Source organism: Streptomyces sp. NPDC004051, from assembly GCF_053604275.1.
In genome coordinates, this window is record NZ_JBSGHG010000003.1 from 60,710 (window position 1) to 72,100 (window position 11,391).

Here is an 11,391-nt window from a genome sequence, read left to right on the forward strand (position 1 = left end):
CCTAGATGACGACCGACCACGACCGGTCGGACGACCCGGGGGGCCACGTGTGTAGTACGGGCATGGGGGCGGGGAGAGCGGTGGCCGTGTTCCTGGCGCTGGCCGCCCTGACCGGCGGTGCCGTGGGGTGCAAGGTGCAACCCGTCGACGCCGACGGCGGGCGGCGGTCACCGATGCACGTCGAGAGACCGAGCGGGACACCGCCCGCGTACCGGCTCCCGGACTCCGGTTCCGGTTCCGGTTCCGGCGGCGAGGGGAAGGGCCGCCGTGACGGTGCGGAGACCGCCGCGCCGCCGCGGCCGCCCGCGCGGGTGCTCTGGTCGCCCGGCGACTCGGGGCGCGACGTCCGCGAGCTCCAGGCCCGGCTGCGTCAGGTCGCCTGGCTGTTCGACGGCCCCACCGGGACGTACGACGACCGGACGAGGAAGGCGGTCGAGGGGTTCCAGGGCAAGCGCGGACTGCCGCGGACCGGGAGGACCGACACCGTCACCTGGCAGCGGCTGCTCGGCATGACGCGCGAACCGGGCAAGTGGGAGCTGTACCTGATGGGCGGCCAGCCCGCCGCCGCCCCCGACGCCCGGTGCCGGACGGGCCGGGTGCTGTGCATCAGCAAGTCCACCCGCACCCTGCGCTGGATGATCGACGGGCGGACCGTGATGACGCTGCCCGTCCGTTTCGGCGCCGACCCGACACCGACCCGTGACGGGGTCTTCCAGGTCTACTGGAAGTCCCGCGACCACTGGTCGACGCTCTACGACTCGCCGATGCCGTACGCCATGTTCTTCAGCGGCGGCCAGGCCGTGCACTTCTCGGCGGACTTCGCCGCACGGGGCTACGCCGGTTCCTCGCACGGCTGCGTCAACGTGCGGGACGAGGCTGCCATCGCCCGGCTGTACGGACAGGTGCGCACCGGCGACAAGGTCGTCGTCCACGGGTGAGCGCACCGCGCGGGCACGCGGGGCGGGAAAGGGCGCGGGCGGGACCGGGGGAACGTGTCCCGCCCGCGCCGAGGTGCACGAGCCACAGGTACGGGGGGAACCCTGGCTCCGTGCGAAAGCCGATGACCAGTCGGCTCACTCATTACTGCGTACCGGCGGCGAAAAACGTCACACCTGGCGGCCAAGAGCCGAGCAAGGCCGACAAAGTCGCAGGTCAGCCGGGTTGGTCGGCAGCCTTGTCGTTGTTGTCGCCGTCACCCTTGCCGTTGTTGCCGTTGTTGCCGTTGTTGCCGTTGTTGTCGGCATTGTCGGTGTTGTTGCCGCCGTTGCCCTTGCCCGCGCCCTGGTTGCCGTTGTTCCCGTTGCCCTTGTTGCCCTTGTTGCCACCGTTGCCGTTGCCGTGGCCCCTGCCCTTGTGCTTGCCCTTGCCGCGGGTGTCGGGGTCGCCGTTGTTCTGCTCCGTGGAGCCGGAACCGGAGCCGTCGCCGGAGCTCGTGCCGCCTCCTGAGCCGGTTTCCCCGCCTCGGGCGGCCAGGACCTTCTCGCAGTACGGCCCAACCTGGGAGGAGCCGCCCGCGGCCTCCTCCAGGGCGTGCCTGCGGTGCCCCTGGAGCTTCCTGCCGTCGCGCAGCGCACGGCAGGCCGAGGCGATGTGCCCGCGGCCGGCGCCGACCACCGGGTCGCCCTGCCGCACCGCCGTACCGTCGTCCTCGTCGGTGTCCTTGTCGCCGCCCGGCCCGTCCCCCTGCCCCGTGACCGCCTCGCCGTCCCCGGGACGCTTGCCCGGCTCGGCCTCCGGCACGGCTCCGTCCCGCGGGTCCCCCTTCGTCGGGGGCGGCTGCTGGGGGTGTTCGGGAGTGGCCGTGGCGGAGGCCGTGGGGCCGGAGCCCGAGGACCCCGCGGAGGACGTCGGCAGGACGCCGGTCGCGGCCACGACCGCCGCTCCACCGAACATGCCCACAGTGAGCGCGGCCGCCAGTCCGTAACGCGCGAAACGTGCCCAGTGGGGTCCCCGCCGGGCTCCGGAACCGTCCGCGCCCGGGGTGCCGATACGGATCAGCCCGGCGTCGGCGGACCGCGTCCCGGCCCGGTCCGCGGCGGCCGGGTCGGACACGGCGGACGGGTCGGCGTGCGGTTGTGCCGTGCGTTCCTCGCGCACCTTGCGGAAGGCTGCCAACGCGGCGGCCTCACCCGGGAGTTCCTCGTCGGCCGACGGGGGCGAGGAGGGGGAGGAGAGCGCGCCGAGCGTTCGGGCGAGGCGTTCCGCCTGGTCGTGGGTGGCCGGGTCGGCAGCTTCGAGTGGCTCTCCGTTCAGCAGTCGCTCCGCAATTTCGCGGTTCAGCCACCTGTACTGCTCGTCGGCCATCACATGTCCTTCTGCGTCCGCGCTCGCATATGCGTCACACTCGCGGACGTCACCGCGGGGCGACGCGGTTCTCTCTGGTGAGGGAGGGCGTCGAGTGCTCCGGCGGATTCCGGATGTGCCTCCGGATCATCGTCGAGCATCTCGGCCAGCCGTTTCAGGCCCCGGTGCGCGGCCGTGCGGACGGCGCCCGGTCGTTTGCCCAGCGTCTCGGCGGCGGTCTTCGCGTCGAGGCCCACGACCACCCGGAGGACGACGGCCTCGGCCTGGTCCTGCGGCAGTCGGGCGATGAAGGCGAGGGCGCCGTCGGTGGCCATCGCCTCGATGGCCCGGTCGGCGGTGTCGAACGCCGCGGCCCGGCCGGTCAGTTCGGTCTCGTCGCCGCCGATCGCGGGGCGGCGCCCGCGCATGCGTATGTGGTCGAGGGCGCGGTTGCGGGCGATCCGGGCGGCCCAGCCGCGGAACCGGTCCGCGTCACCGCTGAACCGCTGCAGGTCCCGGGCGATCTGCAGCCATGCCTCGGACGTCACGTCCTCCGCGTCGAGATCGCCGACCAGTGTGCGCACGTACCCCAGCAACCGCGGATGCACGGCCCGGTACACGGTCCGGAACGCGGTCTCGTCCCCGTCCTGTGCCGCCCTCACCGCGGTGGTCAACTCCGCGTCGTCCCCCAACACCGCGCGCGCCCTTCTGCGCCTCAGCCGGCGCCGCTTCCGCGGACCGGGTACTCGCCGTCGTGGTCATTCGATCAGTTACGGAACTCTAGGGCCTGCTCCACGGCCAGTGACGGTGGTGGTCGGTTGTCCTTCACGGCCTGACGCGAAAGGCACGTTACGACCTGAAACCTCTCCTCGTCCATGCCCGTCCCCGATTTCGTGCATGGTTCCACAGAGCTGTGACCTGCCGGTGTGACAGAAAACGCACAACTGACGCTGTAGGGGTTACGGGCCGCCGCGCGGCCCGTGCCGCGCGACGGCCGGGGCCTCTCCTGTGGGGGGTGGCGGCCCCGGCCGTCGTCTCGGCGGCCGACGGGACGGGACTACGGGTTCTTCCCGCCACCCGGCTGAGCGGGTGTGCCCCGGCTGTCGCCCGCGCCGTTGCCCGAAGCTCCGGTGCCGCCGGGTTTCGCCGCACCCGTCGTCGGCCGCAGCCGCTCGGCGCAGTACGCGTCGATGTTCGCCGCGCCGCCCGCCGCCTCGACGAGCCGCTTCCAGGCGACCGACTCCAGCGCCCTGCCGCGCCCTTCGACCCGCTCGTACGCCCGGCAGTGGGCCTCGACGTCCCGGGCCCGGGCAGGGCGCTCCGGCGCGGCGGGGTCGGAACCCGGCGAGGAGTCCGCACCGGCGCCGGAGGACCGGCCGGCGGACGGGCTCCCGGACGCCGGAGCACCGGCCGGAGCCGTGGTGTCGGCCGGCGCCGGGACGTCGGCCGGAGCCGTGGTGTCGGTCGGGGCCGTGGTGGGGCTCCGGTTCCCTTCGTCCCCGGGGCCGTCCGTCACCGGGCCGTCCGCGCCGATCCCGGCGACGGCGACCCCTCCCAGGCTGAGGCCGACGACCAGGACGGAGAAGGTGGCCTTCACCGAGAAGCGACCGAGCCGCCGCTCCCGCGGCCGCCAGTCGTCCCGGCGCCGGGTGAGGGCGCCGGTGCGGTGCGCGCCCGTCTCCCGCGCCTCCCGGAACGCGGCCACGGCCCGTTGCTCGGCCTCGTGGTCGACGTCCTCCCGGACCAGCGCCCGGACGAGCAGTGCCTCGATGTCCTCGGTGCCGCGGACGGCGTGCGGACCGGAGCCGGGGCGGCCCCGCGACACGCCCTCGGGGCGCCCGTGCCGACGGCCGGACGGCGCACCGTCGTTCCTCCGCTCACCCATGTCCGTTTCCGTCCCTGCTCGATCCACCCGGTCCACCCCGGCCCCGCCCCGCCCGGCACGGCCGGTCCGCGCGGCCCGCGTGCCCCGCGGACCAGGTCGGTACGGCCTGACCGACGCATACGTTCCGCGCGTCCGGCCTGTTCAGACCGCCTGGCGGGCCGAGGGCCGCGGGTCGCCGGGGCCTGCCGGTCCGGGCGGGGCCCCGCCCCCGTCCGCCCTCACACGCCGTCCCGGGAACGGGTCACTTCGACTCACCCAGCGTCCGGGAGGCCTCATCCGTCACACCCTCGCCGCCCAGTTGGGCGGCCAGGCGTTTCAGCCCCCGGTACGCGGCCGTCCGTACCGCGCCCGGCCGCTTTCCGAGGACGCGGGCGGCGGCAGGGCCGTCGAGGCCGACGACCACCCGCAGCAGTACGGCCTCGGCCTGGTCCCGGGGCAGTCCCGCGACCAGCGCCAGGGCGTGCTCCGTGGAGATGGCCTCCAGCGCCATCTCGTGCGTGCTCTGCCGGCCGGGGAGGTCCAGCACGTCCTGTTCCAGTGCCGAGGGGCGGGGCCGCACCCGTTGCCGGCGCAGGTGGTCCAGCGCCCGGTGTCGGGCGACGGTCGCCGTCCAGCCCCGGAACCCCGCCCCGTCGCCCTTGAACCTGCCCAGGTCGCGGGCTATCTCCAGCCAGGCGTCCGACGTCACGTCCTCGGCGTCGTCACCGACCAGCCCGCGCACGTACCCGAGCAGTCCGGGCTGGACGAGCCGGTAGGCCACGGCGAAGGCGGCCTCGTCCCCGTCCTGGGCCCGCGCGACGGCCGCGCCCAGCTCCCCGTCGTGCGCCTTCGCGCGACGGGGCACCCCTCCCTTGCCCAAGAACCGTCCTCGTCCGTACCGGGTTCACGGGGCGACCGTCCGGTGCGACACCTCGGGTCGCAGCCCGCCCCACGGTCATCAGCGTCCGGCGCCACGAAAATGTCACAGCCCGTCAGCCGCCTTGTGCGTCCCTCCCGTTGCGAGGGACCGAGGGGCCACGGACCGGCCGGGCGCCGTGACCGCACGCGCCGCGCGTCACGTCCGCGACGCGTCCCGGCACAGCAGGCGCAGTGAGCCGTCTCCCGTGTAGCAGCGGCGGGCCTCGTCCACGGGGTCCCAGAAGCGGCCGTCGGGGGTGCGGACCCAGTGGTCGCCGCCCGAGGCCCACCACTCTCCTCCGGTCCGGCGCACGATCACCTCACCGGCATAGGCGCCGAATCCGCGCAGCACCGTCTCCACGGCGGCGTACGGGGCCGCCTCCCGGCGTATCTCCTCGATCGTGCGGTCGACGCTCCACAGACTGCGCACCGAGTAGTCGAGTCGCAGCCCCGCCCCTTCACGCATCGTCGTCACGGTGTCCGCCGCCCACCGCACGGGCTTGGTCGCGGCCGAGGGCCTGGTCCCCTGCTGCGCCGTCGCAGTCGGCGCGGCCGTCGGGGTCATCACGGCCGCCGGGGTCATCGGAGTCGTCGGGGTCATCGGAGTCGTCACACTCGGTAGAGCGCTCGGGCCGACGGATTCGTCACCGCGATTCCGCCCGATCCCGCAACCTGCGCAGAACCGCCCCAGGGCCACCGCACCGCGGTCACAGACCGTGCCCGTTCGGCCGGGATTCGGCGGGGATGTCGACACGGGGGTGACGGATCGGGGGTGCGCCGCGCTCCTGTCTTCGATGAGTACGTACTTCCATCTGCGCGCCGTGCCGTCCCCGGCCCTGCGCAACAGCCCCGCCTGGCTGCTGCGGTTGTTCGAGGACGACTGGGAGGCCGTGCGCGAACGCATCGGCCGGCACCGTGAGGAGATCCTGGACAAGGGATACCTCGACCAGGAGTTCCTCTACACCGGTACGGCCCCGCGGCACGCTCCGGACGGCCCGCCCGCCCACGTAGTCCTCGGCGGCCGCCCGGTCGTCCCGCCCGGCCCGGACCGGCCGCCCTTCCTGCTGCTGACCTCGGCCCAGGCCGGCCGCGTCGCCGGTTTCCTGGAGACCGCCGACTTCGACGCGCTGTGGCGACGGGCCCGGGACCGGATCCTCCCGCGCTACGGCGGGCCCGGCCTGGAACCGCAGGCGCGCGACGCCTTCGCGGCGGCCCACCGCGACCTGACCGCGTTCTACACGTGCACGGCACGGCGGCGGGAGGCGGTGGTGAAGTGGTTCCTGCCCTGACCCCGGACGACCGCCCCCCGCCGGCCAGCCGTTCCTCAGTCGTCCCTCGATCGTCCCTCAGCCGTCCCTGCGGCTCCGGCGGGACAGCGCGGCGACCAGTACGCGGCGGCCCTCCGTCGACACCTCGAGCGCGCGGCGCAGTCCGGCCGGGCCGTGACCGGCCAGGACCTCCAGAACGGTGATCTGGCGGCGCAGTTCGGCGGCGGCCAGCGGCGACAGCGGCAGCCCCTCCGTACGGCCCCTGCGGGCCGCCGCGATCCCGTCCGCCACGTCCTCGTGCGGAGCACCGCCGTCCAGGATCCGGTGGATCCGCAGCGCGGTGACGGAGCAGTCGTGCACCCACTCCTCCAGCACGGGCGCGGAGCGCTCGGCGGGAGCGGTGGCGAGCATCCGGTGCGCGAGCGCCACGGCGTCACCGTCGGCGGCCCCGTCGACCGCCCCGTCCAGCTTGCCCCGCGTCTGCTCCAGCCGCTGCGCCCAGTCGTCGGCGGCGGCGTCCTCGGCGAGGCTCCCCCACAGGGGGCGCAGCGTCTCGTCGTCGCCGCCCAGCAGCGGCACACACCGGTCCAAACAAGCCAGACCGCTCGCGGCCAGCCCGCGCTCGTCCGCCTGCGCGATCAGTTCCACCAGACTCATCAACGTCTCCCTCAGCGGGTCTTCGCAGGCCCCTGACAAGGCCCCCTTCACGGACCTCACGGGGCGGAGGCCGCATTTCCCCTTACTGCGTGCGACGGCCCGGGAGTGTCACAGAGGCACCACTCCGAGCCGGTCGAGTAAGCGGAAGAGGAGGTTTTCGGCCACGGGCCCGGGACCGGGGCCGGGCTCGGCGGTCAGGATCTCGACCAGTGCCCCGGCGGACACGGTGTGCCCGGCCTCGGCGGCCCATTCGACGGCACGGTCCGCGGCGTCCCGGGGCTCGAGGAAGTAGTCCTCCAGCGTGAGTCCCTCCCGCCGGACACCGCTCTCCTCCCCGTCGTCCCGCCCGCCGTCCGTTCCCGCGCCGAGGCGGTCCGCCATCGCGGCGCGCGCCAGGCAGGTGGTCCACGCGCCGCTCTCCGGCGCCGCCGCCTCCACCACCGCGCAGGCGCTGTCCATCACGTAGCCGAACAGCGCGGGCGCGCCCGTCTGTCCGGCGAGGTCGTTCATGCTCCCGATGCCGCCGTCGCCGCTCGGGTACTCCCAGAGCTGCCAGCCGCCCGGCGCCGACGTGCGCAGGGTCATGCCCCGGGCGCCGGCCAGCGCGTCCAGTTCGGCGAGCGGCCGCTCGCCGCGACCCACGACGAAATACCCCCAGTAGCCCATGTGCCGGTATTCCCCCCGTGTCGGTCTCGGCTCGACAGAAGACCACCACAGTCGCACGGGGGTTCGCAGGAATACGCCGCAATCCGTCCGTTCGTGACCTTGTCGCAACCGCCGCCTCAGTCCAGCTCGTCCGCCAGGGCCCGGAACTCCGCCCAGGACAGCTCCGGCTCGCCGTCCGGGTGCCAGAGTTTCTGCACCGTCGCCCGCAGCGGCATCCGTATCCCGGCCGCGACCTGCTCCTGGGTCTGGGAGTTCGCCAGGTCGCACCAGACGGCGAAGGACCCGCCGAGGATCTGTCCGTCGTACTTGGCGGGCACCGCGGTGGTGCCGCGCAGCACCAGCGGCGTCCACTGCTCGTAGATCCGCTCGCCCGTCGGGTAGACGAAGGTGTGCGGCTCCCCGAGCACGTAGTAGAGGAACTCGTCGTTGTAGTTGACGACCTCGCGGCCCTCGCTCAGGTACTCCACCGGCTGGCGGGCGCCGATCTCCTTGCCGGTCCAGTAGGCGATCTGGACGTCCTCGGCCGCCTTCACCGAGCCGCCCTTGAAGAAGCCGTCGTTCCAGGCGCGGGGTGTGCGGTCGTGGGCGCGGACGGTGTCGGCACGGTCGTTGAGCCAGCCGGTGGCCAGGTCCTCGACGGTGGCGCCGGAGCCGTACTTCTTCCGCGCCGCGGCGGCCAGGCCCGGGAACGACGCCTCCGGGTCGGAGACCACCAGCGCCTGGTACTCGTCGGCGCCGAGGTGCCACTGGCCGCCGGGGAAGAGTCCGGCGTACTCGTCCAGCAGGTCGTCGACGATCTCGGCGGACTCGGCCTTGGAGATGTCGATCGCGCCGCGCACCACGCCGCCGTTCACGTTGCGCAGCTGGAGGTCGGGATGGGCGGCGATGACCGCGCCGAGGTGTCCGGGCGAGTCGATCTCGGGCACGACGGTGATGTGCCGGCTCGCCGCGAGGTCGACGATCCGCTTGACCTGCGCCTTGGTCAGGTGCTGCTCGGAGACGATCTCCGGGTGCGAGTCGGACTCGATGCGGAAGCCCTGGTCGTCGGAGAAGTGCAGCCCCAGCTCGTTGAACTTCAGGTCGCCGAGCTCACGGACCCGGTCCTCGATCCAGTCGGCGGTGAAATGCTTGCGCGCGACGTCCAGCATCATGCCGCGCCGCTGCTTGGCGGGCTCGTCGCGCACCACGCCCTCGGGAGCGGTCTCGGCGCCGCGTATCTGCTGCTTGAGGGTGCGGGTGCCGTAGAAGACGCCCGCCTCGGCGGGGGCGCTGACGGTCACCCGGCCGCCCCGCACGGTCATGGTGTACGCCTCGGGGTTCGCGCCCTTGTCCTTGTTCAGCACCAGGCGCAGGTCCCCGGCGCGCTCGTCGTCCTTCTGCCCCGCGTACGTCAGGCCCAGCTCACCGGCTATGAGGCGGCCCTCGTCGGCCAGCGCCGGATCGCCGACGATCACCCGGTGGCCGCGCTCGGGACGCCAGCCGGGGCCGCGCTCGGCGCTGTGCTCGCGGACGGCGGGTATGGTCCGGGGCGCCTCGGACAGCGGGTAGGAGCGGGTGGGGCTCGGCTCCGGCGGCGAGCCCGCGGAGTTCCCGGACCGGGAGGCGGCGGAACCGGCGTCGTCCGAGGCCGCCCAGAGCCCGAGGCCCACCCCGGACGCCGCGACCACCGCGCCCGCGGCCAGGGCCACGAGCAGCGTCCGCCGCCGCTTCTCCTGAACCGATGCCCTACGCGCCCGACGACCCCGACGCCTGCCCTGCCTGTGCTGACTCACACGGCCAACCTACGACCCGTACGGGTGAGGGGCATCGACGGGCTGTTCCGAAACTCTCCCGTCCGGGTGAATTTCGGATATCGATCGGACACGTCATGGACTCACTCGATAACGTGACGACACAACTCTCACACCACCCGCCGCCCGATCCCTCACCACCTCGTCACCCCACCGCCTCACCTCCTCATGACACCCCGACACCCCGACACCCAGCCCCATCGACGGGCCCACCCACCGATCCCCGTGACACCCCGAGGACTCACGCTGCCTGCGTACCGTCTCCCGCATCGCCCCGGCCGTGTCGCCATACCCGGACAGTCGCGCGGCACGCCCACGCCCGACACGTCCGGCCCGACCGACGCGCCCCACGGTGCCCCGTCCCCGCTGGAGCGCTTCAACGCGGCGTCCGCCGAGGACGCCGAGCGCGCCCTGCTGACCTGCCTGCACAGCCCCGGCTGGGCGGTGCGCGTCGCGACCCACCGTCCGTACCCGGACCTGGACTCCCTCCTGGCGGCAGCGGACGAGGCCGCCTACGACCTGCCCCGCGCGGAGCGCCTCGCGGCCCTGGCCGCGGAGGCCCTCCCCGGCCTTCCGGAGGACGCCTACTCCGCCGCCCACACGGCGCTGGACGCCGCCAACGCGGCCTACGAGAGCCGGTTCGGGCACCCGTTCGTCATCTACGTGGACGACCTGAAGCCGGAGGAGGTCCTGGACCACGTCCTCGAGGGCATCCGGTCACGATTGGCCAACGATCCGGAGGAGGAGCGTCTGGTCGCGGGGGAGGAACTCCGGCGCCTGGCACGGGGCCGCCTGACCGCTCTCCTCTCGGACGGGGACCGCTGACAGGCCGCGGCACCCGCCCCGGCGGCGCCGTTCCCGGCCCGCCACCGGACATCCCGCCCAGAAGCCGCTTCTCTAGCCCGTAAGCGTGCCAGTTCGATCACAGCGGCAGGGCCCCTGTCCGCCTCCCGGCAACACGTGGCTACGATGCTAGGGGCCGGTGGACCGTACCCGGCCGGGCCCGACCGACACGGAGAAGCCGGCGCGGCCCCAACCACCGCTCCCGGAGGAAATTTCCGTGCCGGCTGGAACGCTGTACCGCGGCCGGGAAGGAATGTGGTCCTGGGTGGCTCATCGAGTCACCGGCGTCCTCATCTTCTTCTTCCTGTTCGTTCACGTGCTGGACACCGCCCTCGTGCGCGTGTCCCCGGAGGCCTACGACACCGTCGTGGCCACGTACAAGACGCCGATCGTCGCGCTGCTGGAGTACGGCCTCGTGGCCGCCGTGCTCTTCCACGCGCTCAACGGCCTGCGCGTCATCGCCGTCGACTTCTGGCTCCAGGGCGCCCGGTACCAGAAGCAGATGCTCTGGACCGTCGTCGCCGTGTGGGTCGTGCTGATGCTCGGAGCGATCTACCCCGTGCTCGGCCACGCCGCTCGTGAACTGTTCGGGAGCTGACGCCAATGTCCACGACTGAATCCACCGCCTCGGGCATCGGCCCCGTCGAAGGCGACTCGCTCTACTCGGTCGACAACCCTGCGCCCGTGATCGAGCCGCCCCGCGCCCGCACCAAGAAGACCCCGAAGAGCACCCGGGGCAACTTCGAGATGGTCGCCTGGCTGTTCATGCGCCTGTCCGGTGTCGTCCTGGTCGTCCTGGTCATCGGACACCTGCTGATCCAGCTCGTCCTGGACGGCGGCGTCTCCAAGATCGGCTTCGCCTTCGTGGCCGGCCGCTGGGCCTCGCCGTTCTGGCAGGTCTGGGACCTGCTGATGCTGTGGCTCGCGATGCTGCACGGAGCGAACGGCCTGCGCACGGTCATCAACGACTACGCGGAGCGCACGAACACCCGGCTGTGGCTCAAGGGCCTCCTCTACACCGCCACGGTGTTCACCATCCTGCTGGGCACGCTGGTGATCTTCACCTTCGACCCGAACATCCGCTAGGCACGGGGCTGCGAGA

13 protein-coding genes are annotated in these 11,391 nt (G+C 73.2%); 5 read left to right on the plus strand and 8 right to left on the minus strand.

Annotated elements, in window-relative coordinates:
* The first annotated feature begins 62 nt into the window (after positions 1 to 62).
* Complete coding sequence (locus ACWEQO_RS05565; RefSeq protein WP_452979279.1) at positions 63 to 938, plus strand: L,D-transpeptidase family protein; 876 nt, start codon at positions 63 to 65, stop codon at positions 936 to 938.
* 214 nt (positions 939 to 1,152) lie between these two features.
* On the opposite strand, the gene ACWEQO_RS05570 is transcribed toward ACWEQO_RS05565, so the two are convergent.
* The 5 genes from ACWEQO_RS05570 to ACWEQO_RS05590 all read right to left on the minus strand — a co-directional run bounded on the left by ACWEQO_RS05570 (position 1,153) and on the right by ACWEQO_RS05590 (position 5,630).
* Positions 1,153 to 2,304 (minus strand): hypothetical protein, encoded by a 1,152-nt coding sequence (locus tag ACWEQO_RS05570; protein WP_452979282.1) that lies wholly within the window; start codon positions 2,302 to 2,304, stop codon positions 1,153 to 1,155.
* Positions 2,304 to 2,978 carry an RNA polymerase sigma factor gene (locus ACWEQO_RS05575; RefSeq protein WP_361450221.1) on the minus strand — a complete coding sequence of 225 codons (675 nt, stop codon included), beginning with the start codon at positions 2,976 to 2,978 and terminating at the stop codon, positions 2,304 to 2,306. The genes ACWEQO_RS05570 and ACWEQO_RS05575 overlap by 1 nt, the downstream gene beginning before the upstream one ends.
* A 362-nt stretch (positions 2,979 to 3,340) precedes the next feature.
* On the minus strand, positions 3,341 to 4,168 hold the full coding sequence (locus ACWEQO_RS05580) for a hypothetical protein (RefSeq protein WP_452979286.1): 828 nt from the start codon (positions 4,166 to 4,168) through the stop codon (positions 3,341 to 3,343).
* Positions 4,169 to 4,409: 241 nt separating this feature from the next.
* Positions 4,410 to 5,027 carry an RNA polymerase sigma factor gene (locus ACWEQO_RS05585; RefSeq protein WP_361450216.1) on the minus strand — a complete coding sequence of 206 codons (618 nt, stop codon included), beginning with the start codon at positions 5,025 to 5,027 and terminating at the stop codon, positions 4,410 to 4,412.
* A 195-nt stretch (positions 5,028 to 5,222) separates the two neighbouring features.
* Positions 5,223 to 5,630 carry a hypothetical protein gene (locus tag ACWEQO_RS05590; protein ID WP_452979728.1) on the minus strand — a complete coding sequence of 136 codons (408 nt, stop codon included), beginning with the start codon at positions 5,628 to 5,630 and terminating at the stop codon, positions 5,223 to 5,225.
* Between the two features lie 229 nt (positions 5,631 to 5,859).
* On the opposite strand from ACWEQO_RS05590, the gene ACWEQO_RS05595 reads away from it, so the two are divergent.
* Positions 5,860 to 6,354: a DUF1877 family protein gene (locus ACWEQO_RS05595; RefSeq protein WP_361450213.1), complete on the plus strand. Its 495-nt coding sequence runs from the start codon at positions 5,860 to 5,862 to the stop codon at positions 6,352 to 6,354.
* Positions 6,355 to 6,411: 57 nt separating this feature from the next.
* Here ACWEQO_RS05595 and ACWEQO_RS05600 read toward each other — a convergent pair whose 3' ends face one another.
* The 3 genes from ACWEQO_RS05600 to ACWEQO_RS05610 form a co-directional block, all read right to left on the minus strand.
* Positions 6,412 to 6,990 carry a hypothetical protein gene (locus ACWEQO_RS05600; protein ID WP_361450210.1) on the minus strand — a complete coding sequence of 193 codons (579 nt, stop codon included), beginning with the start codon at positions 6,988 to 6,990 and terminating at the stop codon, positions 6,412 to 6,414.
* Between the two features lie 108 nt (positions 6,991 to 7,098).
* Positions 7,099 to 7,656: a hypothetical protein gene (locus tag ACWEQO_RS05605; RefSeq protein ID WP_452979291.1), complete on the minus strand. Its 558-nt coding sequence runs from the start codon at positions 7,654 to 7,656 to the stop codon at positions 7,099 to 7,101.
* A 116-nt stretch (positions 7,657 to 7,772) separates the two neighbouring features.
* A complete protein-coding gene (locus ACWEQO_RS05610) occupies positions 7,773 to 9,350 on the minus strand; it encodes a beta-N-acetylhexosaminidase (protein ID WP_452979731.1) in 1,578 nt (525 codons plus the stop codon).
* Between the two features lie 315 nt (positions 9,351 to 9,665).
* Here ACWEQO_RS05610 and ACWEQO_RS05615 point away from each other — a divergent pair, with 315 nt between their 5' ends.
* The 3 genes from ACWEQO_RS05615 to ACWEQO_RS05625 all read left to right on the plus strand — a co-directional run bounded on the left by ACWEQO_RS05615 (position 9,666) and on the right by ACWEQO_RS05625 (position 11,375).
* On the plus strand, positions 9,666 to 10,271 hold the full coding sequence (locus ACWEQO_RS05615) for a 2-oxo-4-hydroxy-4-carboxy-5-ureidoimidazoline decarboxylase (protein WP_452979734.1): 606 nt from the start codon (positions 9,666 to 9,668) through the stop codon (positions 10,269 to 10,271).
* A 235-nt stretch (positions 10,272 to 10,506) separates the two neighbouring features.
* Positions 10,507 to 10,887, plus strand: coding sequence for a succinate dehydrogenase, cytochrome b556 subunit (gene sdhC / locus ACWEQO_RS05620; protein ID WP_279334318.1), 381 nt, complete (start codon positions 10,507 to 10,509; stop codon positions 10,885 to 10,887).
* A gap of 5 nt (positions 10,888 to 10,892) precedes the next feature.
* Entirely contained in the window at positions 10,893 to 11,375 is a 483-nt protein-coding gene (locus tag ACWEQO_RS05625) for a succinate dehydrogenase hydrophobic membrane anchor subunit (RefSeq protein WP_361450201.1), read from the plus strand.
* Positions 11,376 to 11,391: the final 16 nt, after the last annotated feature.

Excerpts from the sequence above, each read along its gene's own strand:
- ACWEQO_RS05565 (WP_452979279.1), top strand. The coding sequence starts at position 63 with ATGGGGGCGGGGAGAGCGGTGGCCGTGTTCCTGGCGCTGGCCGCCCTG.
- ACWEQO_RS05570 (WP_452979282.1), bottom strand. The coding sequence starts at position 2,304 with ATGGCCGACGAGCAGTACAGGTGGCTGAACCGCGAAATTGCGGAGCGA.
- ACWEQO_RS05580 (WP_452979286.1), bottom strand. The coding sequence starts at position 4,168 with ATGGGTGAGCGGAGGAACGACGGTGCGCCGTCCGGCCGTCGGCACGGG.
- ACWEQO_RS05590 (WP_452979728.1), bottom strand. The coding sequence starts at position 5,630 with ATGACCCCGACGGCCGCGCCGACTGCGACGGCGCAGCAGGGGACCAGG.
- ACWEQO_RS05595 (WP_361450213.1), top strand. The coding sequence starts at position 5,860 with ATGAGTACGTACTTCCATCTGCGCGCCGTGCCGTCCCCGGCCCTGCGC.
- ACWEQO_RS05600 (WP_361450210.1), bottom strand. The coding sequence starts at position 6,990 with ATGAGTCTGGTGGAACTGATCGCGCAGGCGGACGAGCGCGGGCTGGCC.
- ACWEQO_RS05605 (WP_452979291.1), bottom strand. The coding sequence starts at position 7,656 with ATGGGCTACTGGGGGTATTTCGTCGTGGGTCGCGGCGAGCGGCCGCTC.
- ACWEQO_RS05625 (WP_361450201.1), top strand. The coding sequence starts at position 10,893 with ATGTCCACGACTGAATCCACCGCCTCGGGCATCGGCCCCGTCGAAGGC.